Source organism: Streptomyces sp. NPDC032126 (assembly GCF_055580085.1).
In genome coordinates this window covers 252,874-278,400 of sequence record NZ_JBVIMA010000006.1, presented here as the reverse complement: position 1 = coordinate 278,400, position 25,527 = coordinate 252,874, and the positions used below count along the sequence as shown (strand labels likewise).

The 25,527-nt window shown below is 71.9% G+C and carries 15 protein-coding genes; 3 read left to right on the top strand and 12 right to left on the bottom strand.

The genetic code is table 11. The features are described 5' to 3' along the window. Positions 1-140 precede the first annotated feature (140 nt). Entirely contained in the window at positions 141-1,307 is a 1,167-nt protein-coding gene (locus ACZ5NW_RS23695; protein WP_468745869.1) for a class I SAM-dependent methyltransferase, read from the top strand. Between the two features lie 14 nt (positions 1,308-1,321). On the opposite strand, the gene ACZ5NW_RS23690 is transcribed toward ACZ5NW_RS23695, so the two are convergent. The 6 genes from ACZ5NW_RS23690 to ACZ5NW_RS23665 all read right to left on the bottom strand — a co-directional run bounded on the left by ACZ5NW_RS23690 (position 1,322) and on the right by ACZ5NW_RS23665 (position 16,698). Beyond that, positions 1,322-1,828 carry a hypothetical protein gene (locus tag ACZ5NW_RS23690; RefSeq protein WP_468745868.1) on the bottom strand — a complete coding sequence of 169 codons (507 nt, stop codon included), beginning with the start codon at positions 1,826-1,828 and terminating at the stop codon, positions 1,322-1,324. Between the two features lie 4 nt (positions 1,829-1,832). Beyond that, positions 1,833-8,156, bottom strand: coding sequence for an RHS repeat-associated core domain-containing protein (locus ACZ5NW_RS23685; RefSeq protein ID WP_468746168.1), 6,324 nt, complete (start codon positions 8,154-8,156; stop codon positions 1,833-1,835). Between the two features lie 155 nt (positions 8,157-8,311). Further along, positions 8,312-12,628 (bottom strand): LamG-like jellyroll fold domain-containing protein, encoded by a 4,317-nt coding sequence (locus ACZ5NW_RS23680; protein ID WP_468745867.1) that lies wholly within the window; start codon positions 12,626-12,628, stop codon positions 8,312-8,314. Positions 12,629-12,734: 106 nt separating this feature from the next. Continuing rightward, positions 12,735-14,795: a cell wall-binding repeat-containing protein gene (locus ACZ5NW_RS23675; protein WP_468745866.1), complete on the bottom strand. Its 2,061-nt coding sequence runs from the start codon at positions 14,793-14,795 to the stop codon at positions 12,735-12,737. 197 nt (positions 14,796-14,992) lie between these two features. Further along, complete coding sequence (locus ACZ5NW_RS23670) at positions 14,993-16,297, bottom strand: RNA polymerase sigma factor (RefSeq protein WP_468745865.1); 1,305 nt, start codon at positions 16,295-16,297, stop codon at positions 14,993-14,995. A 44-nt stretch (positions 16,298-16,341) separates the two neighbouring features. After that, complete coding sequence (locus tag ACZ5NW_RS23665; RefSeq protein ID WP_468745864.1) at positions 16,342-16,698, bottom strand: YciI family protein; 357 nt, start codon at positions 16,696-16,698, stop codon at positions 16,342-16,344. A gap of 154 nt (positions 16,699-16,852) precedes the next feature. Here ACZ5NW_RS23665 and ACZ5NW_RS23660 point away from each other — a divergent pair, with 154 nt between their 5' ends. Then, on the top strand, positions 16,853-17,506 hold the full coding sequence (locus ACZ5NW_RS23660; RefSeq protein WP_468745863.1) for a TetR/AcrR family transcriptional regulator: 654 nt from the start codon (positions 16,853-16,855) through the stop codon (positions 17,504-17,506). A 3-nt stretch (positions 17,507-17,509) separates the two neighbouring features. On the opposite strand, the gene ACZ5NW_RS23655 is transcribed toward ACZ5NW_RS23660, so the two are convergent. From ACZ5NW_RS23655 to ACZ5NW_RS23645, 3 genes are all read right to left on the bottom strand, one after another. After that, complete coding sequence (locus ACZ5NW_RS23655; protein ID WP_468745862.1) at positions 17,510-18,562, bottom strand: LCP family protein; 1,053 nt, start codon at positions 18,560-18,562, stop codon at positions 17,510-17,512. Positions 18,563-18,630: 68 nt separating this feature from the next. After that, positions 18,631-20,010, bottom strand: a complete 1,380-nt coding sequence (locus ACZ5NW_RS23650; RefSeq protein WP_468745861.1) for a glycoside hydrolase family 10 protein — start codon at positions 20,008-20,010, stop codon at positions 18,631-18,633. Positions 20,011-20,093: 83 nt separating this feature from the next. Beyond that, the gene (locus ACZ5NW_RS23645) at positions 20,094-21,152 is read right to left on the bottom strand and encodes a LacI family DNA-binding transcriptional regulator (protein ID WP_468745860.1); all 1,059 of its coding nucleotides are present in this window, start codon (positions 21,150-21,152) and stop codon (positions 20,094-20,096) included. Between the two features lie 151 nt (positions 21,153-21,303). On the opposite strand from ACZ5NW_RS23645, the gene ACZ5NW_RS23640 reads away from it, so the two are divergent. Next, entirely contained in the window at positions 21,304-23,613 is a 2,310-nt protein-coding gene (locus ACZ5NW_RS23640) for a beta-xylosidase/alpha-l-arabinosidase (protein WP_468745859.1), read from the top strand. Positions 23,614-23,683: 70 nt separating this feature from the next. Here the strand turns inward: ACZ5NW_RS23640 and ACZ5NW_RS23635 are convergent, their stop codons facing one another. Genes ACZ5NW_RS23635 through rimI form a run of 3 tightly spaced genes read right to left on the bottom strand, consistent with a single transcriptional unit; the run spans position 23,684 to position 25,510 of the window. Beyond that, the gene (locus tag ACZ5NW_RS23635) at positions 23,684-23,938 is read right to left on the bottom strand and encodes a hypothetical protein (protein WP_468745858.1); all 255 of its coding nucleotides are present in this window, start codon (positions 23,936-23,938) and stop codon (positions 23,684-23,686) included. Further along, on the bottom strand, positions 23,935-25,035 hold the full coding sequence (gene tsaD, locus ACZ5NW_RS23630) for a tRNA (adenosine(37)-N6)-threonylcarbamoyltransferase complex transferase subunit TsaD (protein WP_468745857.1): 1,101 nt from the start codon (positions 25,033-25,035) through the stop codon (positions 23,935-23,937). Before tsaD ends, ACZ5NW_RS23635 begins: the two co-directional genes overlap by 4 nt. Continuing rightward, positions 25,028-25,510: a ribosomal protein S18-alanine N-acetyltransferase gene (gene rimI / locus ACZ5NW_RS23625; RefSeq protein WP_468746167.1), complete on the bottom strand. Its 483-nt coding sequence runs from the start codon at positions 25,508-25,510 to the stop codon at positions 25,028-25,030. Before rimI ends, tsaD begins: the two co-directional genes overlap by 8 nt. Between the last annotated feature and the right edge of the window lie 17 nt (positions 25,511-25,527).

Genomic DNA, 25,527 nt, shown 5'->3' with positions numbered 1-25,527 from the left:
CCACACAACGACGGACGCCCAGCCCGCCCCCGGCGCCCGCCGGGCCGAGCCCCGGCAACCGCCCCCCCCACACCCACCAACACCCGGGCCCAACCCCGGTCGGCGTCCCGTAGCAGCGGCGGCTGGCTGACAATGGCCCCGTGAACGACCTCGATTCCCTGTTGACCGATGAGGGCCGTGTCCTGCTCGACGAGGTGCGGGGCACCAGCCCCGCCGACGAGCTGGCCGTCGCCACCCGGCTGCGCCGTGACCATCCCGCCGGACTCGTCTCCGCGGCCCTCGGGCAGGCGCGGCTGCGGCAGCGGGCGGTGGCGAAGTTCGGTGCCGGGGACGCCGAGCGGATGTTCTTCACGCCGAACGGGGTCGAGCAGTCGACCCGGGCGAGTGTCGCCACGTACCGCGCCGAGCGGCTGAGGTCCCTCGGTGTGGCCTCGGTCGCCGACCTGTGCTGCGGGATCGGCGGCGACGCCATCGCCCTCGCCCGGGCCGGCATCCGCGTCCTCGCCGTGGACCGCGACCCGGTGACCGCGGCGACCGCGCGGGCCAACGCCGAGGCGCTCGGCCTCGCGGACCTCATCGACGTACGGGAGGCCGATGTCACGGAGGTCGACACGGCCGGTTACGACGCCGTCTTCGTGGACCCCGCCCGGCGGGGCGGCCGGGGCCGCGTCTTCGATCCGGAGGCGTACTCACCGCCCCTGTCCTGGGCGGTCGACACCGCCCGGAAGGCGCCGCGCGCCGCACTGAAGATCGCCCCGGGTATCCCGCACGAGGTGATCCCCGCCGAGGCGGAGGCCGAGTGGATCTCCGACGGCGGGGATGTGAAGGAGGCGGTGCTGTGGTTCGGCACCGAGCCGGGCGCCGTACGGGCCACGCTGCTGCCCGGCCCCCGCACCCTCCTCGGCGCGGGCCTGCCGAACCCGCCCGTCCGCCCCCTCGGCCGCTACCTCTACGAGCCCGACGGCGCCGTCATCCGGGCCCACTTGGTCGCCGACGTCGCCGAACAGCTGGACGGCGGACTGCTCGACGAGACCATCGCGTACATCACCGCCGACGCCCTGCGGCCGACGCCGTACGCCACGCCGTACGAGATCACCGACCAACTCCCCTTCAATGTGAAGAAGTTGAAGGCACTGCTGCGGGAGCGGGAGGTCGGGGTGCTGACCGTGAAGAAGCGGGGCTCGGCGGTGGAGCCGGAGGAGCTGCGCAAGAAGGTCAAGCCGCAGGGGCCGCACGCGGCGACGGTGTTCCTCACACGAGTGGCGGGCGCCCCGACCATGCTGGTCGGAACGCCCGCCACCGTCTGACGCCGATCAGGCCGTCAGTCGTCCTCGTAGAGGTCCTCCGGCAGGAGGTGCCTGGCTTCCGCCAGGAGCCGCTCCACCCGGGCCGGATCCGTCTCGACCTCCTTCACGAGCCAGTACGCGAGGAGGGCGCTGCCCTGGGACGCGCCGGACAGGATCTCCTCGTACAGCGACCAGAGTCCGGCCCGTACCGCGTCCTTGCACGCCTCGGCGAGGTCGTCGTCGTCCACGATGACGAACGACCAGAGGAGGTCCAGGAACTGGTTCCGGGCGGCCGGCGGGATGTTCCGATCCGCCAGACCGGCCATCAGTACCCGGGCGACGGGGACGACCGTAGGCGTCGCCCAGCCCTCCTGCAGCACATGGAACTCGATGTTCCGCGGCTTGGCCTCCTCCCGCGTCTGCGCGCGGGCCATCCGCAGCAGTTCCCCGGGAACGTGCTCCGCGGACGCGCAGCCACGGCACGGGAGCGCGGTCCAGTCGTACAGACCGATCTCCAACTCCATGATGTTCACGGATCTCATCCCCTTAGAAGAACTGGTGCCACCAGATGCCGCCCTCTTCGGGAACGGCACCCGATTCGAACTGGAACGGTGACACATAGTCCACCTGGCACTGTCGGCACACCGGCTTCATCTCGGGCACCTTCGTGCCCGTGTCGAACTTCACGGTGTACGCGATGGTGAAGCGCACCTTCGTCGGGTCACCGCCCAGCGCGTTCACGACGTTGCCCTCGGCACAGTAGCTGGGACCGGGCTTGCAGCCGCCCGACTGGGCGAGGGCGATGTCGCCGGTCTCGATGTTGTAGCCACCGACGTAGGTCTTGTTCGACTTCTTCTTCGAGGCGTGCTTGAGAGCGAAGTCGACGACCTGGGACGAGGCGTCCTGCATCCGGTCGGCGTGGGTCCAGCCGGCCGGGGCCTTCTGGACCTCCAGAGCGGGCGCGCTCTTGCCGCCGACGCCACGCGTGCTGACGCGCGGGACCGGAACGACCCGCGGCGCCACCTTCGGCTGTTCCGCCTTCTTCGCGGCACCGGAGAACAGCTTGCCGAGCACCGATCTGACGGCCTTCGCGGCCGAGCCGCTCTTGGAGACCGCCTTGGCCTCCGCGCCGACGCCGCCCGCGCCCGGCATGAACGGGACGAGGAACTTGGCGATCCAGTACGAGATCTTGTACCAGGCGCCGCTGTGCTCCGGACCGCGCACGGTGTTGTAGACGCTGACGAGGCCCTTGCCCGCGCGGTCGTTCCTGATGCGCTGGGCGTCACCCTGGGTCCAGCCCATGGTGTCGCTGAAGGAGTAGAAGCCCTCCGCCAGGTCGTAGTAGCCGTCGACGGTGCCGTTCCAGGCGCCGTGGGCGACCTGCTTGCCCTTGTCGACGAGGTCGTCCAGCCACTTCCACTGACCGCTCGGGTCGCTGAAGGTGACCGGCGAGTTCTCGGCGTACGCGTACCCGTTGAGCTGCTGCGGGTCCGTGAGGTCCATCACCGGGTCGACGCTGAGGAAGCGGCCCGTGACCGGGTCGTACTCGCGGGCGCCGAGGTGGGTCAGGCCGGTGTCGGACGTGTCGTCGGTGCCGCCGACGAAGCCCTTGGTGCCGGGCCAGCCGGCCGGTGCCGTGCCGCGCGGGCCGCCGAAGGGCAGCGTGCGCCGCTGGGTCAGTCGCAGATCGGCCGCGCCGACCGCGAGTTCGCCGGTGCCCTGGTGGTCGGCGAGGGTGAAGGTGACCGTGCCGTCGTCGGCGGTGACGGCCTGGTTGCCGCCGCCGAGCGAGGTGTAGCGGGTGGCCTTCGACTTCGCCGCGCCCTTGGTCAGGGTGACCTCGGTGTGGCCGAGGTACAGCGTGGTGGCCGAGCCGGTGCGTCCGATCAGGCGCCGGCCGTCGGCGTCGTAGACGTACTCGGTGGCCTTTCCGGCCTCGGTGACCTTGGCCAGGTGGCCTTCGGCGTCCCAGTCCAGGACCTGGCCGCCGCGGGTCTCGGTGTTGCCGGTCTTGTCGTAGCCGTAGTCGACGGTGCTGCTCGTGCCGTCGGGCTTCTTGGTGGTGACGGACTTCAGGCCGTGCGGATGGGCGCCGCCCGCCGGCGGGTACGCGTAGTCGCGCCGGGTGTCCTTGGTGCTGTCCCCGGTGAGGTCGTGCAGGGTGTCGGTGAGACGGTTGCCCGCCTTGTCGTAGGTGAAGGACTGCCAGTACGGGGCCGGGCCGCCCAGCACCCCGCCGGCCGGGGCGGCGGCGCAGGTCTTGTCGCCCTGCGTCCATGCCTCGGTCAGGCGCTGGAGGTGGTCGTAGCCGAAGCACTGGGTGTCGGTGCCGGAGCGGGAGGTGTCCGAGACGGACAGGATGTTGCCCGCCTGGTCGTAGTGGTACGTGTCGTACCGGTCGACGCCGGGCGCGTCCTGCCGGTCCACGCGTGAGGTCTCCAGGCGCTGGGTGCCCCACTCGTAGGTGTTGGTGACCTGGACCTGCTTGGCGCCGGCGGCCGTGCCGGACATCAGGTACTGGAGCGGCTTGCCGGTCTTGGAGTAGCTGGTGTCCGCCTTGAACCCGTCGCCCAGCAGGGAGATGGGCCGCAGCGTGTCCGGCTCGTACGAGTACGAGGCGCCGCCGCCCGGCAGCGAGCCGGCCGCCGACCAGCTCACGCCCTTGACCAGCCCCGAGGGCAGGTAGGACGTGCCGGTCTCGTAGGTGCCCGCGAGGGCGCCCTCACGCTCGGGGACGACCACGGCCGTCTTCATCGGACGGTACAGGCGGTCGTACTGGGTGACCTTGGAGGTGTACGCCGCTCCGTCGACGTAGCGGGTGGACTCGGCGAGCAGGCCCTTGGCGCCGCTGACGGTGTCGTACGTCCACTGGGCGCGCAGCGTGCCCGTCGCGGAGCCCTCGCGCAGCTCGGTCTGGCGGTCGAGGCCGTCGTAGACGTGGAACAGGGCGGTGCCGCGGGCGTCCAGGGTGTCGGTGAGCAGACCGCGGTCGTCGTAGTGCTTGACGGTCTTGCCCCGGTCGGGGTCCGTCACGCTGGTCTCGTGGCCGAGCAGGTCGTAGCCGTAGCGCCAGGTGTTGCCGGCCGGGTCGGTGACCGTCTCCAGCTGGCCGCGCGAGGTGTACGTGTACTTGGTGCTGTCGTACGCGGCCTCGGGGCTGCGGGCGTGGTGCTGGCGCAGCTCGGTGACCAGGCCGCGGGCGTCGGCGATCGCGGTGGTGGCGGTGCCGCCCTCCGGCGGGATCACCGTGGTGCGGTCGCCGCCGTAGATCTTCCGGGTGATGGAGAGAACGGCGCCGCCGTCGCCGTTGCCGGCGATGTTGCGGGTCTCGGTCTCGCGGCCGAGCCCGTCGTAGGTGTGCCGGGTCTGGGTCTCGACGGTGAGCGCGTCGGCCGGCTTGAACAGGGCGCGGTTCGGGGCGGCCTCGTCGTTGTAGTAGGGCGCGAACGTCTTCGCGGTCAGACCGCGCTCGTCGTAGAAGACGTCCGTGAGGAGACGGCCGCCGGCCGGGCCCGGCTCCTGGGTCTGACGCTCCCGCAGGAAACCGTCGTACAGGTCGTACGAGGCGCGCTGGCCGCCGTTGTTGTCGAGGGTCTGGGTGCGGATGGCGACCGGCTTGCCCTCGTCGACGAAGTACGTGAACTCGTAGTTCGGGGTCTGGCTGGTGCGCCGGTCGGCGAGCCAGATCTTGCTCGACCTGCCGAGGGCGTCATACGTGAACTCGGAGCGCTTGCCGTTGGGGTCGACCTGGGCGGCCGGGCGGCCGCGCAGCGCCTCGAACTCCGTCACCGTGGTCTGTGCCGTCGCGGCGACACCCGGGGTGGCGGGCGGGCTGGTCTCGGTGATCTTGGTGGGGATGCCGGCGGTGGGCGTGTAACCGGTGGTCGTCGTACGGCCGTCCTTGCGGGCGGTGCGCACGGGCTTGCCGGTGCCGGTGACCGACACGTCGGCGGTCAGATCGGTGGTGGTCAGACGCCGGCCGTAGGAGTCGAAGGTCGCCTTGGACTCCACGTAGACGGCCTTGGTGCCGTCGTGGCTCTTGAGCGTCGCGGAGGCGGTGGCGTCGCCCTTGGTCGGGGTGTCGCCGTACTCCCCGCCGTCGTAGGCGGTGCGGACGTCGGAGATGACGTCCTTCGCGCGGTCCGGGGTGCGGGAGCAGTTGCCGGTGACGGTCTCCACCCGCGCGACGAGGTTGAGCAGGCCGCCCGGGGCGTAGGTGGTGCGGGTGCAGCGGTCGTCGTCGGGCGTGCTGGTGTCGCCGAGCTCGTCGACCTGGATGGCCCGCCCGGCCACGGTGTCGTGCGCGGTCTCCGTCGCCGACGAGGCCCAGGAGGTGCCGGCGCCGCCGTCCAGGGACGTCCAGCTCTGGGTGCGCGCGGTGCCGGTGAGATCGGCGGTGACGGTGCCCCAGTCGCGGACCTTCTTGGCGGTCTCGTGGTGCCAGGGCCGGCTGACGGTCTTCGTCAGGGCCTTTCCGTCGACACCCGAGTAGGTGACGGTCTTGTAGGCGAAGCCGGCCGCCGACTCGTGGTCGGTGATCGGGTCGCCCTCGCCGCTGCCGAGGGACACGGAGACGTTCTTCGTGCCACCGGAGGCGGACTCGCGGTCGCCGTCCATGCCGCGCAGGAAGTAGGTGTCCTGCTGGGTCTTGAGCGCCGAGCCGCCGCCCTGGCCGCCGGACTTCACCCGGACCTGGCCGTAGCCGCGCCACTGCGACCACGTCCGGTGCTTCTGCCGGGTCAGGCCGTCGTCATCGTCGTAGTGCCAGGCCGCGCCGCCCAGGTACTCGTAGCTGGTCACCCCGTCGGGGGCGCCGCCGGTGCGGTCGGTCGTGGTCGTGGAGGTGACGACGTACTTGTTGAACCACTGCCGCTCCGGCGCGTCGTCCGTGCTGCCGCCGATGAACTGCGGGTAGCAGCGGGTGGTGTTCTTCTCCGGGGTCGGCAGATCGTCCCAACTGCACGCGGGAGCCGAGTAGTTGACGTCGACCTGGCCGCCGTACTCGTCGGTGACGGTGGACAGCCGCGCCTTGATGAACGGGGCGTAGCCGTCGCCGATCTTGTCCAGGCGGTTGGCGAGCTGGGTGTAGGTGAAGCTCGTCTTCGGCAGGGTGATCGCCGGGGTGGCCGTGTGGCCGGTGTGCTGGATGGAGTCCAGCAGCAGCTGGTAGTCGATGTCGGCCTGGCCCCAGCGGTGGCCCAGCGCCCAGGAGTCGACCTTGGTGAGGGTGTCGCCCTTGAGGATCTCGGTGGTGACGCCGGTCAGCCGCTTCCGGGTGAAGAACACCGGGGAGAAGCGTCCCTTGTCACATTCCTTGCCCTCGTCGCAGTTGAGGTCCCACGGCGTGTCGTACCAGTAGAAGGCGTCCTTGCCGATGTCCGCGCAGGTGGTCTTGGAGTCCGGCAGACAGCGCTCGGAGGTGGTGAAGTCGACCTGGGCGAGCGGCTTGGTGCCGTAGACCGCGTTGGACTTCAGGCCGTACTCGATGCGGTCCAGGGAACCGCCGCGCACATAGCGGGTGTCGTCCTTGGCCTTGAGGTTGCGGCCGTAGGAGTTCTTCTCCTGGTCGTAGTAGTAGGCCACGGCGTTGCCGTGCGGGTCCTCGACGTAGTCGAGGTTCCAGCGCCAGGCCTGCTGGCACCAGGAGTCCGCGAAGGCCGACTTGTGGCACGGCTCGCCGGAGTCGTCGCCGAAGACCGGGACCGTCCAGGTGGAGTCGGTGGTCTCCTTGCCGTCGGCCCAGCCGGGCAGCCGGTTGTAGCCGAAGTAGTAGCGCGTGCCGTTGGGGTCGGTCAGGCGCCAGTACTCGCCGTCGTTGTCGCCGTTGCCCCGGTCGGTGGAGCGCAGGCGCTCGATGCGGCTGCCGTCGTCCTGCTTGAACTTGAACACGTCGTCACCGGCGGGGACGAGTTCGCCGCCCTTGCCGTTGAAGGTGATGAACGCGTTGTCGTAGCCCCAGCACAGGTCGCCCGGCTTGTTGCCGTCGGCGTTCTTGACGCCGTCGTCGTAGCAGGGCTTGTAGCGGCGCTCGATGAAGCCGGACCACAGGTCGAAGCCGTCGCCGACCCACGAGGACTGGTTGTTGGTGGTGCCGGTCTGCCCGTCGATCCGCCCCGAGTTGTAGGACAGGCCGAGGTCCGGGGCGAGGCCGCCGGGGACCTCGGGCACCGGGATGTCGTACGACCAGGTGAAGTCACCGGTGTTGAGGTTGGTGTCCCAGGTCGCGGACGGCGACAGCTGGGTGGCGCTGTAGTCGCCCTTGCCGGCGGTCTCCCCGGCGGCGGCGACGGCCGCGAGGAGCGTCCGGCCGGAGGGGCGCAGGGCCAGCTTCGGCGCGGTCAGGGTGCGGTGCTCGGTGTCGTTGACCGTCTCGACCGGCTTCGCGGTACGGCACTTCGCCGCGGGCTTCTTGTCCAGGGCGCACGCGGGCAGTTCGACCAGCGTGAGCCGGGAGCCGAAGCCGCCGCCGAACGCCTCGGCGAAGGAGGAGTAGTCGAGCTTCGCGTCGACCGTGCCGGGCTTGCCGGCTCCTGCCTGCAGGGTGAAGAGCACGCCGTCGACGCCGGCGCGCTGCGCGGCGGAGTGGCCGAGGACGCGGGCGGAGACGGGCTGTGCCGGGGTGGTGGTGCTCTTGAGGGACCGCTTCCCCGAGGCGGGGGCCGTCACATCGACCAGGGCCGCGCCCTCCGCGGGCCAGGCGGCCCTCGGCTTGCGCTGGGGTGTCCTCGGACCCTTGGCGGCGGCGCGGGGCTCGCCCGTGCGGATGTCCTCGCCCTTGACGGGCTTCTCGGCCGAGGGGAGACCGGGCAGTTCGTGCCCGGCACCCGGGAGTGCTGCTGCGGCGGCTGTCTGCAACACCGTGCCCACCATGACGGCGGACAGGGTCAGCGCCACCCTTCGTCGGACCGCTGTACGCAGTCGCGATCGGGATGTTCTGGACATGGGTGAGTGAAGTCCTCGTAAGGGGTGTCGGCCCGCCCCCGCGGGGGCGGGCCGTAAGAGAAGGAGAGAGGTGAGCTACGGGCTCAGGCAGTGCCGCCCGGCACCTCGGTCGGCAGGTCGAACCAGGTGCTGGCGAGCTTCTCGACCTGGGCGTCGCTCAGGGCGCCCTGGAAGGTCCAGACGTCGTCGACCTGCCCGGGGAAGTACGCGCCCCAGGTCCCGTCGGTCTTGGCGCGGCCGACCTGGAGGGACTTGGTCGCCTTGAAGGCCAGCGCGTTGTCCGCCCAGGACTCCGGCGCGTCGCAGTTGCCGTCGTTCTCGCCGTCGCCGTCGGCGTCGCCGCAGGAGACCAGCTGGAGCGTGCCGTTGACGTACAGGCGGGCCTGCTTGGCGAAGCCGTCGTAGACGACCGCCAGGTGGTTCCACTCGCGCGCGTCGAAGAACTCGGTGTTGGCGACGCGTACGGCCGTGGCGTCCGTGCCGTCCTTGTCCCGCACCGTCAGCTCCCAGCGGCCGAGGCCGTCCGGGTGCGCGGTGTCCGGTACGAAGCGGACGTCGAAGGCGCTCTGCGTGGTGCCCTCGGCGCTCAGCAGGGAGACCCCGCTCTGCGGCAGTGCCGCCGCCTTGGCCCACGCGGTGACGGTGTAGCTGGCGGCCGTGTCGACCGGGAGGGCGCTGGTGGCGGCGTAGTCGCCGACGCCGTCGAGCTCCAGGCTGCCGTCGCCGATGAACGCGGAGTCCGCCTTCTTCGCCCCGCCGTTCAGGGTGAGCGCGCTGCCGCCGGTCACGGCGTTCGGCGAGGTGACCGTGCCGGTGCCGGTGGTCTCCTCGAAGTTCCACCGGCTCTTGACCAGGGGCCGCTGCTGGAACATCTGGCGGACCTCGTCGTCGGCGACCGGCCGGTCGAAGAGGCGCACCTCGTCGATGCTGCCGGGGAAGTAGTCGCCGTACTTGCCGGTCCAGATGGTGCGGCCGACCTGCACGCCGCCCTGGGCCTCCCAGGTCTTGGGCGCCGTGTCGGTGCCCTGGAGCTGCCCGTTGACGTAGAGCCGGATCTGCTGGGCGGTGGCGTCGTGGACGGCCACCAGGTGGGCCCACTCGCCGAGCCGCGCGGGCTGCTTGGCGACCACGCGCTGCTCGGTGATGTTGCCCGCCTGGACGTCCGCCTGCGAGGTGCGCAGGGTCCAGGTCTTCTCCGCCGACTCGTACGACAGATAGAACGGGCTGTAGTAGGTGCCGCTCTGGCTGAGCACCGTGCGGTTGCCGGTGGTGCCCGCCTCGGGGAGCTTCGCCCAGGCCGAAACGGTGTACGAGCGGGCGGTGTTGAGCACCGGGCCGTCCGTGGCGGCGTAGCCGTCGGTGCCGTTCAGGGTGAGCGCGGCGCCGGCGACGCCGGGTGCGCCGGCGGTCGCGCCGCCGTGCAGGGTGAGGGGCTGGTCGGCCGCGTGACCGGTGGTCTCCGTGGCGGCCGCCTCCTCGTCCAGCGGCAGGACGGCGCGGGCCGGGCGGCCGCTGGTGAGCTCCTGGCCCTGCTGGAGCTGGGCGGCCTCGGCGGCGCTGACGGCCCGGTCGAAGATCCGCAGATCGTCGATGGTGCCGGGGAAGAAGGAGCTGGGGGTGCCGTTGTAGTTGCCGGCGCCCAGCTGGAGCCCTCGGCGGGCCTCCCAGGCGGTGGTGTACGCGGTGGAGCCGGCGAGTTTGCCGTTGACGTACAGCCGCAGCTGCTTGGCCTTGCCGTCGTACACGCCCACCAGGTGGGTCCACTCCCCCGCCTTGGCGTCACCGGGCGCGGTGGCCATGGCGCGGGCGATGGAGGCCCCGGCCGTGTCGGAGGTGTACTGGTTGAACACCCAGCGGTCGTAGGACTGGGAGTAGTACAGCTCGAAGCCCGGCGAGTGGTTGCCCGGCTGGGCGGCGATGATCGCCGCGGTGCCGGGCATCTTGTCGAGCCGCGCCCAGGCCGCGACGGAGAAGCTCTCCGAGGTGTCCACGACGGTGAGGTCGGACGCGGCGTATCCGGACGTGCCGTCCAGATGCAGGGCGGTGCCCTTCTTGCCCTCGGCGCCGAGCGTGGCGCCGCCGTGCAGCTGCACGGTCCGCGGCGGGGTGACCCCGGCGGCGCGGTCGGCGCCGGCGGCCTCGTCGAGCTGCCACACAGCCCGCTCGGGCTGGCCGGCCTTCACCCGGAACTGGTAGGTGCGGATCTCCGAGCCGTTGCCGGCCTGGTCGAACGCCTGGGCGGTGACGAAGTTCAGGCCCGGCTTGGCCGGCAGCAGTTCCACGGACTTGGCCGCGCCGCCGCTCGTGGTGATCTGGTGCGAGCCGGACGGGTCGGTGTTGAACCCGTAGCGGTAGCGGACGACGTCCGTCTCCGGCGAGTCGACGGAGAACGTGCCGTACTGGCCCACGCCGTCGTACCAGGGGTCGTCCGGGTCGTCGGGGTCCGAGGCCGGGTAGTGGCCGGAGGCGATCCCGGGGGCCCGGGGCACGCTCGTGTCGTACACGAAGTAGCAGCCGGTCGGGTCACCGGCGTACGACCACGGCGAGTACTGCGCCCCGTCGTACGACCGCACGTACCAGTTGACCTGCTTGTTCTTCGGGATGGACGTCGGCAGTGTGAGGGCGAAGTTCGAGCCGGACTTCTTGTATCCGGTCCGGGCCGGCTTCCAGCGGGCCACGCTGCCCTTGCCGTCACCGGTGTCCCACGCCGCCTGGAACTCGACGGCGATGTTGTCGGAGTCGGGGTCGGTGATCCCGTTGGCGTAGATCTTGCCCAGGGTGCGCACGCGGGCCGCGCCGTCGGGGCGCTTGCAGGTGCCGCCGTACTCCATGGCCAGCTGCGACATCTTCACCTGGCCCGGCGGGCGGTTGTACTTCACCCGCAGGAAGCCCTTGTCCGAGAAGCGCTTCCAGCCGTACCGGTCGCTCTCGCTGGAGGCCCGCAGCCCGAAGGTCATGGTCGACCACTTGCCGTTCGCGGCCTCCTGGACCGCCGACTTCACGTCGAACTCGGCGTCCTTCGCGGCGCAGCCGGAGAAGCCGTGCGCGAACGACTCGGTCGTCAGCTTCTTGATCCAGAAGCCGGAGGCGTTCTGCGAGTTCCACGTCGTCGACGAGGAGATGTCCTTCGTTCGCCACAGCTGCACCTCGCGCGCCGAGCACGACGCCGACCAGGTGTTGCGGACCACGAACTCCGCCGACAGGATCGTCCGGCCCGCGAAGGTCGAGGTGGGCACGCGGTAGAAGAGCCGCTTGGTGTCGAAGGGGGCGCAGTAGTCCCAGCCGCAGTAGCCGAGGCCGGCGTCCGACTTGCCGTTGAACTTCCACTGCGGGGCCGACGCCCAGTACTCCGAGGCCATCGTCCAGGCGGCGGCGCGCGGCGAGTACCACTGCGGGTCGATGAACACCGGGTACTGGGTGCCCTTGCCCTTCAGCACCGCCGGGTCCGGGGTCAGGACCAGCTCACGGCCGCTCGCCGGGAGTTCGACGCCGACCGGGGCCACCTTGGCGGACTCGCCGGGACCGGGCGCCGCGTCACCGGCGCCGACCGGGGCGGGCCCGGCCGGAGCGGCGGCGAGAGCACCCGCCTTCTGGGACTGCGCGGTCTTCTGGGACTGGGGCGCCTTCGCGGAGGGCTTCTCGTCGCTGGAGTCCCACATCAGCGGCTTCGGCGCCTCGAACACCGGGTTTCCGGCGCCCTTGTCGACCGCGGCCAGTCCGCCGCCGCCCGCCTGACGGACGTCCATGCCGTCCGCGGCCAGCTTCAGCCGCAGCTTCGCCAGCTCCGGATTGGCCGCCGCCTCGGCGGTGTTGACCACGAGCAGCTGGGTGAAGCCGTCCTCCTGGGCGCCCATCCGCAGATCGACGTCCGGCAGGACATCGCGGTACGTCGCCGTGTCCCCGCTCAGTTCGGGTACGGGCAGCCGGCCCGGCCAGGTGAGCGCCAGTTCGCGCCCGGCCCTGGTCATCCGGACCAGCGGGGTGCCCTCTCCGCCGCCGGAGAACTCCAGTTCGACGGTGGTGGCCTTCGGGGCGACCGTGCCCTCACCGGTCCTGGCGAGGTCGGTGTCCACCGGCTTCCATTCCCCGGCGATCCGGGTCCGGACGGGACGCAGGTACTCCCGCGCCTCCAGATCCCCCTCCGGGGTGACGAAGACATCGCGGCTCTCGCCGCGCAGCGCGGCGACCTCCACGTTCTTTCCGGTCCTTCGGGCCTCGGCCCGCGCTTCCGCCTCGGTCAAGGGCGTTGGCGCCGAACCGGCCTGTGCCTTGGGTGCGTTCGGTCTCGTCTCGGGTTGAGACGCCGCCGCGGTTCCGGGCAGCAGCCCGACCGCCAGCGCGGAACTCATCGCGAGCGCGATGGTTCCCCCGACGCCGCGCATACGCGCACGCGTCCTCATGATTCAGTTCCCCCGCATCATGAAAATCTTATGAAATTTGTATGGTCGGGGGAAAGCTAGCACCCCCCTCCGACAGAACGCCGAAGGGGGGTGCGAGAGGCTGCCGTTACTGGTGCTGGACCGTCCTGAGCGGGGCCAGGTTCCGCTCGGCGGCGACCGGGCCGGAGCGCGGCGGCAGGGCGCCCGTCCCGCTGTCGGCGTCGCCGCCGGCGCGCAGCGCGAACGTGCTCGTCTGCGCGGTCGTCGGGATCACGCCGTTGTAGTACGGCCGGTAGGAGACGTAGGCGCTGCCCGCGCTGATCGCCGTACCGGCCGCGCTCAGCTCCGCCGGGGAGATCGAGGCGTTCGGGCCGAAGGCCGCGAGGAAGTTGAGGCTCGCGGATTCGCGCCGGAGGTAGTCCCTGACCTCGGGCTGGACCACGCTCGCACTGGTGGTCCACAGCAGGGGCCCGAAGACGTTGAACGCCCCGGCGGCCGACACGCCGTCACGCCACGCGCCGGAGTAGGCGAGGGCGGCCTGGTTCGGCGCGCCCCACCAGAAGTTGGCGATGGCCACCGAGATCGACCCGTCCGTGGTGCCCGAGATCGGGTAGTACGAGTACGTCGACGGCCAGCGCGGGTAACCCGTGTGGGTGAGCGCGTACTTCGCCGCCGCACCCACCGTGATGATCATGGTCTTGTTGGGGTCGAGGCTGTTGAGGTACGCCTGCACGGACGCGGTGAGCTTGGTGCCGTTGGTGAGGACGACACCGCCCGCGCTGGCGGCGCCGTCGGAGCCGGCCGCGGCCGCCGCCGACAGGGCCGCGCGGTACTCGGTGCCGCCGGCCAGGAAGACGTACTTCGGGGCGGAGCTGATGGTCTTCGCCACCGAGACCGAGACCGCGTAACGGTCCGCGCCGGACAGTCGGACGGGGACGTAGCCGAGCGCCTTCACCTGGTTGAAGACCGTGTTGTCGAGGACGGCGGTGCCGCCGACCAGGTACACGGGCTTGCCCGGCCTCAGCGTGCGCTTCAGCTCGTTCTTCGTCGCCGAGGACAGGCCGGTCTTCTGGGTCATCAGGACCGGCCCCTCCTTCCGGCCGGCCAGGGCGGGCGCGGTGACGGCGTACGCCGGGTCGTCCTGGTTGACCAGCACCGCGGACTTGGCGTCCAGCAGGCCGGGCACGCTCGACCCGATGGTGTTCCAGGTCCAGCGGGAGGAGGCGGTGTTGGTGAGGTACTGGTTGGCGCCCCAGATCCGCCCCGTGCCGTTGTTGCGCAGCGGCTGCCAGTTGGGGTGGCCGACCGAGGTGCTCCGCGTCGCGTCCGTGACCGGGGTCAGCACGCCGGTCGTGGTGTCGACGTACTCGACGGTGTGCACGTCGTCGCTGTTCGGCGAGGTGTGGGCGTCGAAGGCGATGCGCTTGCCGGTGGGCGACCAGGACGGGTTGTCGTACCGGCGCGGGCCGGTGGTGAGCTGCTTGACGTCGGTGCCGTCGGCCCGCGCCGTGAAGATCTGCGGATTGCCGTCGGCGTCCTTGCGGACGAACGCCAGCTTGGTGCCGTCGGGCGACCAGGCGGGCTGCTCGGCGTCGGGCAGGACCTGCTTGACCGTCCGCGCGGCGCCGTCGTAGACGTACACCCCGGCGGCCGCGTCGCAGCCGCCGACCCGGCGCTCCAGGGCGACCAGCCCGTCGGGGTTCACGCTCGGCTCGGAGTCGCAGACACTGGCCGGCTCCAGGCTCGCGGGCAGCAGCGGTTCGGGCGCCCACGAGCCGTCGGTCGGGCCGTAGACGAGCTGACCGCCGCTGGCGAAGACGACGTAACGGCCCCGGGGCCAGAGCGTCAGGTCCTCGTAGGGGGCGCTGGTGCGCAGGCCCGTCGCCCAGGGCAGGGCGAACCGCTTGGTGCCGTCGGGCAGGGCGCTGTAGATCTGGCCCGACACGCTGAGCACGCGGCTGCCGTCGGGTGCCCAGGTCGCGTAGCTCCCCACGTTGGGGATGGTGGCGGCCTGGCCCGTGGCCGGGTCGATCGTCAGTCCGCCGTCGTTGAGGATCCGGCCCTCGGTGCCGGGCCAGGGGCCGGCGTCGTCGGCGGCGGCGCCGGGTGCGGTGGCGAGGGTGCCCACGGTGGCGAGGACCGCCGTGGTGGCGAGCGCCGCGGCGTGGCGGCGCGTGAAGAGTCTCAAGTTGTCGACCCCCGGGGATCACATGATGTCGTCGGAGCCGCGCGCGGGCCGGGTCGGCGTCGTCCCCACCGGGGTCCCCCCCACCGACCGCACAGCCGTCGCACAGCGGATCGGCTCACTCTAGTGCCCCAAGGAACACAGAAGTGAACAGAATTACGACGAACAGGTGTCCCCATTCAGCCAGTTGGACACCGTTCTCACCGTGGCTCGCGCTCCGACCCGCACTCCGCCGCCCGGGCCCGTAGCAGCTGTCGCTCCGGCGCGTTGCCCGTCAGCTCCGCCGCCCGTTCGAACTCCGCCCGCGCCTCGGCGTTCCGCCCGAGTCTGAGCAGCAGATCGCCCCGCACGCTCGGCACCAGGTGGTAGTCCCGCAGGGCCGGTTCGGCGGCCACGCCGTCCACGATCTCCAGGGCGCGCCCGGGACCCTCCACCATCGACACGGCCACCGCGCGGTTCAGCTCGACCACGGGCGACGGCGTCCGGGCCGCCAGGAGCCCGTACAGCGTGGCGATGGCGGTCCAGTCGGTCTCCTCGTACGTGTACGCGTGCGCGTGGCAGGCGGCGATGGCAGCCTGGAGGAGGTACGGGCCGCGCGCCCCGCCCGTGCTCGTGGCCTCGGCGCGGGCCAGCGCGTCCACGCCCCGCGCGATGAGCAGCCGGTTCCAGCGACGGCGGTTCTGGTCCTTGAGGAGGACGGGCGTGCCGTCGGGGCCGGTGCGGGCGGCGGTGCGGGACGCCTGGAACTCCAGCAGGGACGCGAGGGCGTGCACCTCGGGCTCCTTGGGCATCAGACCCTGGAGCCGGCGCGCCAGCCGCAGCGCGTCCTCGCACAGCGCCGGCCGCAGCAGGTCGTCGCCCGCCGTCGCCGCGTACCCCTCGTTGAAGATCAGGTAGATGACGTCCAGGACCGAGCCGAGGCGGGCCTCGCGGTCGGGGCCGTAGGGGACCTCGAAGGCGACATCGCGCGCCGCGAGGGTGCGCTTGGCGCGGACGATCCGCTGGGCGACCGTCGGCTCGGGGACCAGGTAGGCGCGGGCGATCTCCGCCGTGGTGAGGCCGCCGAGCAGCCGCAGGGTGAGCGCGGTGCGCGCCTCCGGGGACAGCACGGGGTGGCAGGCGGTGAAGACCAGGCGGAGCAGGTCGTCCTCGATGTCGTCCGGGTCGGACGGCTCCTCGAAGGGCTCCGACTCGGGGAGCCGGCGGCCGATCTCGGCGAGCTTGCGGGCGTAGTTCTCGCGGCGCCGGACCAGGTCCACGGCGCGGCGCCTGGCGGCGGTCGTGAGCCAGGCGCCCGGATTCTCCGGGACACCGTCGCGCGGCCACTGCTCCATCGCGGCGACGAGGGCGTCCTGCGCCAGCTCCTCCGCTATGCCGACATCCCGCACGATCCGCGTGACGGCGGCGACGACGCGGGGGAACTCCAGACGGAAGAGGGTCTCCACGGCGCTGTCGACGCCGGCCTCGACGGTGCCGCGCGGTTCGGCGGTGGGCTGCTGTTCCACAGCCCACCATCGAACACCTCTCATCGCCGGGCGCCAAGCGGCGGTCAGCCCTCGGCGATCTCCCGCACCTCGCAGGTGACCGTCCAGTGCTCCTCGTGGACCCGCAGGAAGCGCTTGGTCCACTCGACGGCCTCCGCCATGTCCTTGCACTGCATGATCGCGTAGCCGCCGACGACCTCCTTGGACTCGGTGAAGGGGCCGTCGGTGACGGAGATCCGGCCGCCCTCCCAGTGGACCTGCTTGCCCTGCGCGGAGGGGGTGAGCCCGTCGGTGGCGAGCATGACGCCCGCCTTGGTGATCTCCTCGATCAGCTCGCCCATCCGCTGCATCAGCTCGGGGCTGGGGCCCTCGGCGGGCATGGACTGCTCGTCGATCCGTACGAGCGACAGGTAACGCGGCATGGTGACTCCTCGGTCTGCGGGCGGGGTCCGTCCCCGCCTCTCACCCTTGCGTCGATCGGCGGACGCCCGGATCGACACGCGTGCCGAAGTTCTCCGAAGATTTTTTTCCGGGGCGCCCGTTGGCGCTCGTCCGGGGCACGGTAGAAATGACCAAGTGACACGCAGCGAGCAGCAGAAACGGTCCGTCGGCCGCCCCCGCGTCATCCAGCGGGAGCAGATCGTGGCTGTGGCGCGGCGGATCCTCCAGGAGGAGGGGATCGAGGCGCTCTCGATGCGCCGGGTCGCCAAGGAGGTCGGCGCCACTCCGATGGCGATCTACCACCACGTCCGCGACAAGGACGAGCTGCTCCTGCTCACGCTCGACGGCTTCGCGCACACCCTGCGGCGCCCCGAGCTCCCCGAGGACCCCCGCGAGCGCGTGATCGCGACCGCCCTGTACATGTACACGACGATCAGCGAACTGCCCTGGCTCCTGGACGTGCTGGGCCTCGGCGACCTCACCGACAAGGGCGCCCTGTGGGTACCCGAGGAGATCATCAACTCGGCCATGGCCTGCGGTCTGACGGCCGAGGAGGCGGTGCACACGTACCGCACCATCTGGTTCTACGTCTACGGCGCCCTGGCCTACCGCCGCGCCGAGATCCGCCGCGCGGACCACCCGCCGTTCTTCCCCGGCTTCCTCACCGAGGAGGACGCCACCGAGCTGCCCCGTGTGACGGCGGTGGCACCCGACTGGCAGCGGATGATCGACCGTTACGACACCGCCAAGCACCTCAGGGCCATGGTGAGCGGGCTGCTCCCGGACTAGGGCCTACCGCCTCAGCCTCGCCCACAGCTCGCTCGCCTCGGGTTCGTCGGCCACCACCCGGTTGTGGTCGGAGGGCGCCTGCGCCACCGGCATCATCACGGTCGTCAGCTTCCCGGCCGTCAGCCCCTTGAGGCTCCGGCCGAGTTCCATCAGCTCGCCCAGCGAGTCGAGGCCCGTGTCCGTCGTCAGGCTGCCGGTGAGCGCGTCGGCGATGCCGTAGAGCTTGGTGGGAGCGGTCAGCAGGTCCGTCGAGGAGATCTGCGCCAGGAGCGCCTTGACCAGCCTCTGCTGGAGTCCTATGCGCCCGAGGTCGCTGCCGTCGCCTATGCCGTGGCGGGTGCGGGCGAACGCGAGGGCGGTCGTGCCGTCGAGGTGATGGGTCCCGGCGGCGAGGTGCAGATGGCTGTCCTTGTCGTCGATGGCCCGGTCCGTGGTGACGGTGACCCCGCCGAGCGCGTCGACCAGCCGCGCGAAGCCCGCGAAGTCGACCTCGATGTAGTGGTCCATCCGGACGCCGGTGATCGACTCGACGGTCTTGACCGTGCACACCGGCCCGCCCACCGCGTAGGCGCTGTTGAACATCGCGCCGTGCGCCACCGCCGTGGAGCCGCCCGACGGGAGCGGGCAGGACGGCCGGGTGACGAGGGTGTCGCGGGGGATGCTGACGACGGTGGCGCCGGTGCGCCCCGCGTCGATGTGCACGACCATCGCGGTGTCGGAGCGGGCGCCGCCGCTGTCCCCGCCGCCGAGCGCCTGGTTCGCCGCGCCGTCGCGGGAGTCGGAGCCCAGGACGAGGATGTTGACGGCCTCGGTGGGCAGGGGGGAGGCGGAGGCCGACGTGGACGGGATCGCGACGGCCTTCAGCGGCCGGTTGTCGCCCAGCGCGCTGTCGATGTCGACGCTCTTGATGTTGCCGTCGAGGTGCCAGTAGGCCCAGCCGGCGGTCCCCGCCGCCAGGACCAGGACACTCGCCAGGGTGAGGCCGGCGGTCTTCAGCGCTCTCGACCGCCGGCCCCTTGGTCTTCCCGCGTCGCCGTGCTGCTCGTCTCGCGTCACGGGGAAGAACGTACGTCCGAATTATGAGGGAACTGTTAGGACTGCGCCCTCGGTTGTCCGGCCGGTGTTCAGCCCAGCGTCACCACCGGCACCGGATTGCTGCCGCTCCAGGTCCCGTTGAAGCCGAAGGTCACCGAACCGCCGTCCGGGACCGTTCCGTTGTACGAGGCGTTCACGCAGGTCACCGCCGCACCGGACTGGGTGCAGCCGGCGTTCCACGCCTGGGTGATCTGCTGCCCCGCCCCGTACGTCCAGGTCACCTTCCAGGAGGACAGCGCGGCACCGGAGCAGGCGATCCGCACCTGGCCTGTGAACCCGGTGTTCCACTGGCTCGGCACGCTGTAGGTCGCCGTGCAGGCGCCGGTGGGCGGCGGGGTGGTCGTACCGCCGCCGAGCGCCTGCGCGATCGCGTAATAGGCCGGCTTGGGCGCGTAGTTGGCGTCGTACGGCGTGGCCGCGCCGTATCCGGGGAAGGTGGACTCGACCCAGGAGTCGGAGTCGGCGAAGCCCCACACGGTGAGGTTCACACAGCGGCTCACGGCCACGCACGCGGCGGTGACCGCCTTGTAGTCGGCGGCCTGCTGCGCCAGCTTCGCGCTGTCGGACGGCAGCGCCATCCGCACGTCGAGCTCGGTGATCGCCACGTCCACGCCGAGGTCGGCGAAGCGCTGGATGTTCTGCTGCAGCGACGACGGCACCTGGCCGAGGATCAGATGGGCCTGGAGCCCCACGCCGTCGATCGGGACCCCGCGCTCCTTGAGCGACTTGACCAGGTTGTACAGGGCGGTCGACTTCGCGTTGACGCCCTCGACGTTGTAGTCGTTGATGTACAGCTTGGCGGCCGGGTCGGCGGCCCGCGCCCAGGTGAAGGCGTTGGCGATGTAGTCAGCGCCGAGGCCGTTGTACCAGAGGGTCGGCCGGTAGGTGCCGTCCTCGTTGAAGGCCTCGTTGACGACGTCCCAGGCGGCGATCCTGCCCTTGTAGCGGCCGACCTCGGTGGTGATGTGGTTCTGGAGCAGGGTGCCGAGCTGGGCCGGGGTCCAGCTGCCGTTGGTCAGCCAGTTCGGGTTCTGGTTGTGCCAGACCAGGGTGTGGCCGCGCACCTGCTGGTTGTGGGCCTCGGCGAAGGCGACGATCTGGTCGGCCTCGGACCAGTCGAAGCCGCCCTGCGTCGGCTCGACGGAGCCCCACTTCATGGCGTTTCCGGGGGTCAGCGAGCTGAACTGGGCGCCGGCGAGGTCGCCGTAGGTGCCGGTGAGCTTGGAGCCGGTGACCGCCGTGCCGATGACCTTGCCCTTGGCGGCGGCGAGGTCGCGCAGCGGGGTGTCGGCGGCGTGGGCGGTGGTGGTTCCGGCGGCGAGCAGGGCGCCGACGGTGACCACTCCGGCGAGCAGAGCGGTGAGACGTGCACGGAACGATGTTCGGGAGGTTCTCAGGGGCGGGTGCATGGGCGGGTGCCTCCGAAAGTTTCGGCCGTACATCCGATTGACTTCGGAGGAGTGTCCGGGGCCCCGCCCCACCCGTCAATACGTCAACTTCCGGCCACGGGCGGCGCTCCCGTGCTCGTGCGCACCACGAGGCTGGTCGCCAGCTCCACCCGGGTCGCGGCCGGCTGCTCCTCGGACCGCCCGAGCTCCAGCACCAGCCGGGCCGCCGCCTCGGCCATCTCGGTCAGCGGCTGCCGTACGGACGTCAGCGGCGGGCCCACCCAGCGGGCCACCGGGAGATCGTCGAAGCCGACCACGCTCACGTCCTCCGGGATGCGCAGACCCAGCTCGCGGGCGGCCTCGTAGAGCCCGAGGGCCTGGAGGTCGTTGCCCGCGAAGACGGCGGTGGGCCGGTCGGGGCGGGCCAGCAGCTCCCGCCCGAGCCGGTAGCCGGTCTCGTGGTGGAAGTCGCCGGTCTTGATCAGGTCCTGGTCGACCGGCAGTCCGGCGGTCTCCAGCGCGGCCCGGTAGCCGTCGATACGGGCCCGGCTGCACATCATCTGCGGCGGACCGCTGATCGCGCCGATCCGCCGGTGCCCCAGCTCCACCAGATGCCGGGTGGCGGCGAGACCGCCCTGCCAGTTGGTCGCCCCGATGGACGGCACATCGGCGCCGGGGTCGCCGGCCGGGTCCATCACCACGAACGGGATGGAGCGGCTGGTCAGCAGCGCCCGCTGGGACTCGTCGAGGCCCGACAGCACCAGGACCACGCCGTGCGGGCGGCGGGCGGCGACCTGGTCGGCCCAGGTCCGCCCGGGGGTGAGCCGCCCGGCGCTCTCGCTCAGCACGACGCTCAGCCCGGCGTCCCGCGCGACGTTCTCCACGCCCCGGATGACCTCCATCGCCCACGCGCTCTCCAGCTCGTGGAAGACCAGGTCGATCAGCGGCGACCGGGTCGCCTCCGCGCGCCGGCGCCGGTAGCCGTGAGCGCGCAGCAGCTCCTCGACCCGGGTGCGGGTCGCGGGGGCGACATCGGCCCGGCCGTTGAGGACCTTCGAAACAGTCGGCGCCGAGACGCCGGCCTCGCGGGCGATCTCCGCGAGGGTGGCGGTCTGCGTCGGCCGCGCTTCCGTCCGCGTTTCTGCGGGCTCCGAGGGTGTCATGGCGGCGATCGTATCGCCGCGCGACCTCTTGACGAAGCCCTCGTCCCGCCATAGGTTCCCGGAACATTCGGAATACAGCTCGAAACATTCGTAGAGTTCTACCCGGCTCACCCGTCCATCTGGTGGCTCTCCGACCCCTGACAGGAGTTTCATGACCACCGCCCCCTGGCGAGACCGCACCCAGCCCGCCGCCGCCCGCGTCGACGACCTGCTCTCCCGGATGACCCTGGAGGAGAAGACCGCCCAGCTGTACGGGGTCTGGGTGGGCGCCGAGACGGACGGCGACGGCGTCGCCCCGCACCAGCACGACATGAACGTCGACTACGACTGGAACGAGCTGATCGGCCAGGGGCTCGGCCAGCTGACCCGCATCTTCGGCACCGCCCCCGTGGACCCCGCGCTCGGCGCCCGCGCGCTGGCCCGGGCCCAGCGGCAGATCACCGGGGCGAGCCGCTTCGGCATCCCGGCGGTCGCCCACGAGGAGTGCCTCGCCGGGTTCACCGCCTGGCGGGCCACCGCCTACCCCGTCCCGCTGGCCTGGGGCGCGTCCTTCGACCCGCCGCTCGTCGAGGAGATGGCCCGCCGCATCGGCGACGACCTGCGCTCGGTCGGCGTCCACCAGGGCCTCGCGCCCGTCCTGGACGTCGTACGGGATCCGCGCTGGGGCCGGGTGGAGGAGACGATCGGCGAGGACCCGTACCTCGTCGGAACGGTCGGCGCCGCCTATGTGCGCGGCCTGGAGTCCGCCGGCATCGTCGCCACGCTCAAGCACTTCGCCGGGTACGCCTCCTCGGCGGGCGCCCGCAATCTCGCCCCCGTCCGCGCGGGCACCCGGGAGTTCGCGGACGTCACCCTGCCGCCCTTCGAGATGGCCCTGCGCGAGGGCGGCGCCCGGTCGGTGATGGCGGCCTACACGGAACGGGACGGCGTCCCGGCCTCGGCGGACCCGGAGCTGCTGACCGCGCTGCTGCGCGGGGAGTGGGGCTTCACCGGCACGGTGGTGGCCGACTACTTCGGCATCGGCTTCCTGCAGACCCTGCACCGGGTGGCGGGCACCGACGCCGAGGCCGCGCGGCTGGCGCTGGAGGCCGGCATCGACGTCGAGCTGCCCACCCTGAAGTGCTACGGCGAGCCCCTGCTGACGGCCGTCCGCGAGGGCGCGATCCCGGAGGCGCTGATCGATCTGGCGGCCCGCCGGGTGCTGCTCCAGAAGTGCGAACTGGGCCTGCTGGACGAGGACTGGGAGCCCGCCGAGAACACCGGGATCGACCTGGACTCCCCGCGCAACCGCGCGGTGGCCCGCCGCCTGGCGGAGAAGTCGGTGGTGCTGCTGGACAACCCCGACGGGCTGCTCCCGCTCGCCCCCGACGCCCGGATCGCCGTGGTCGGTCCCCGCGCGGCGGACGCCCTCGCCATGCTCGGCTGCTACTCCTTCCCGTCCCATGTCCTCACCCATCACCCCGAGGTGGACCTGGGGATCGAGATCCCCACGGTGCTGGAGGCCCTGCGGGCCGAACTCCCGGACGCGAAGGTGACGTTCACGGAAGGGTGCGGGGTCTCGGACCCGGACCGGGCGGGCTTCGAGGAGGCGATCGCCCGGGCCTCGGAGGCGGATGTGTGCGTGGCGGTCCTCGGCGACCGCGCGGGCCTGTTCGGGCGGGGCACCTCGGGCGAGGGCTGCGATGTGGCCGACCTCGGACTGCCCGGGGTGCAGGGGGAGTTGCTGGACGCGCTGGTGGCCACGGGGGTGCCGGTCGTGCTGGTCCTGCTGACCGGCCGGCCGTACGCGCTGGGCCGCTGGCACGGGCGCCTGGGCGCGGTCGTCCAGGCGTTCTTCCCGGGGGAGGAGGGCGGCCCGGCGGTGGCGGGGGTGCTGTCGGGCCGCGTCACCCCGTCGGGCCGCCTGCCGGTGAGCGTGCCCCGCGTGCCGGGCGGCCAGCCGTGGACGTACCTCCAGCCCCCGCTGGGCCTGGCCGGCGAGGTCAGCAACCTGGACCCGACCCCGCTGTACCCCTTCGGACACGGCCGCTCGTACACGACGTTCGCCTGGGAGGACTTCCGGGCCGCCGACACGCCGGAGATCCCGACGGACGGCTCCTACGACGTCTCGGTCACCGTGCGCAACACGGGCGGGCGCGCGGGCGCCGAGGTGGTCCAGCTGTACCTCCACGACCCGGTGGCCTCGGTCACCCGCCCGGACGTCCGGCTGATCGCCTATCAGCGGCTGGAGCTGGCCCCGGGCGAGGCACGCCGGGTGTCCTTCCGCTTCCACGCGGACCTGTCGGCGTTCACCGACCGCACGGGCGACCGGATCGTCGAACCCGGCGAACTGGAGCTGCGGCTGGGCGCGTCGAGCGCCGACATCCGCCACCGCGCCCGCTTCCGACTGACCGGCTCCGTACGGCTGTTGGGCACGCAACGACGCCTGCACTGCGAGACGGAGCTGTCGGCGGCGGAGTGAGACGCGTGAGGCCCGGCCGCTAGGGGACGGCCGGGCCTCACGTCCGCGTCGGACGGTCGTCGGACGGTGATCAGCCGACCGACTCGAACCGCCACCGGTGCACCGCCCGGGTCACCAGCTCCCCGTCCGGCTCCGGCAGCTCCGGCAACTCCGCGTCGTAGGCCGCGTCCCACCACGTGATGACCAGGACGCGGTCCTGCGGGGCGCGAAAGGTCTCGCGGCGCAGCGGCGGCCGCCCCGGCAGCTTCTGGGCGCGGGCCCACGCCAGGAGTTCCTCGCCGCGCCCCTCCGCCGCCCGCGCCTCCCACATCAGCGCCACGGTCACGAGTACAGGTTCTCCTTGCTGACCTCGTGCACATGGTCGTGGTCGTGGCCCGGGACGTGCGGGTCCGTCACCGGCAGGGAGGAGTCCGCCGACAGGTCCCAGCTGGACGCCGCCCGGTCGCGCGCCACCATCTCCGCGCCGAGCGCGGCCACCATCGCCCCGTTGTCGGTGCACAGCTTCGGCCGGGGCACCCGCAGCCGGATCCCGGCGGCCTCGCACCGCTCCTGGGCCAGCGCCCGCAGCCGCGAATTCGCCGCGACACCGCCGCCGATCATCAGATGGTCCACGCCCTCGTCCTTGCAGGCCCGTACGGCCTTGCGGGTGAGCACGTCCACCACGGCCTCCTGGAAGGACGCCGCCACATCACGCACCGGCACCTCCTCCCCCGCCGCCCGCCGGGCCTCGATCCAGCGGGCGACCGCCGTCTTCAGCCCGGAGAAGGAGAAGTCGTACGCCGGGTCGCGCGGGCCGGTGAGACCGCGCGGGAAGGCGATGGCGTTCGGGTCGCCCTCGCGCGCGTACCGGTCGATGACCGGACCGCCGGGGAAGCCCAGGTTCAGCACCCGGGCGATCTTGTCGAAGGCCTCCCCCGCCGCGTCGTCGATCGTCGCGCCCATCGGCCGGACGTCCGACGTGATGTCCGTCGACAGCAGCAGCGACGAGTGGCCGCCGCTCACCAGCAGCGCCATCGTCGGCTCCGGCAGCGGCCCGTGCTCCAGCTGGTCCACACAGATGTGGGAGGCCAGGTGGTTCACCCCGTACAGCGGCTTGCCCAGGGCGTACGCGTACGCCTTCGCCGCCGAGACGCCGACCAGCAGCGCGCCCGCGAGCCCCGGACCGGCGGTCACCGCGATGCCGTCCAGGTCGCGGGCGCTCACTCCCGCTTCCTTCAGCGCCCGGTCGATGGTCGGCACCATCGCCTCCAGGTGCGCCCGGGACGCCACCTCCGGCACGACCCCGCCGAAGCGGGCGTGCTCGTCGACGCTGGACGCGACGGCGTCCGCCAGCAGGGTGGTGCCCCGGACGATGCCGACGCCGGTCTCGTCGCAGGAGGTCTCGATGCCGAGGACGAGGGGCTCATCCCGGTTGTCAGCCATTGCTCTCGTGTCCTTGTACGGATTTCTCGGGGTCGGTCAGTCGCATGACCAGGGCGTCCACATTGCCGGGCTGGTAGTAGCCGCGCCGGAAGCCGATCGGCTCGAAGCCGAAGCGCTCGTACAGCTTCTGGGCGCGCAGGTTGTCGACCCGGCACTCCAGCATGACCTCGGTGCACTCGAAGGCGGTGGCCGCGCGCAGCAGCTCGGTGAGCAGCCGGGCGCCGAGGCCGGTGCCCTGGTGGTCGCGGGCCACGGCGATGGTCTGGACGTCCGCCAGCTCGCCGGAGGAGGCCAGGCCCGCGTAGCCGACGACACGGCCGTCGCCGGCGGCCGACTCGGCCACGAGGTAGCGGCGGGTCGCCTCGGCGCCCCGGGCGTGGGCCAGCTCGGACCAGAACATGCCCCGGGACCAGGCGTCCTCGGGGAAGAGGTTCTTCTCCAGCTCCAGGACGGAGTCGATGTCCCACCAGCGCATCTCGCGCAGCCGGGCGG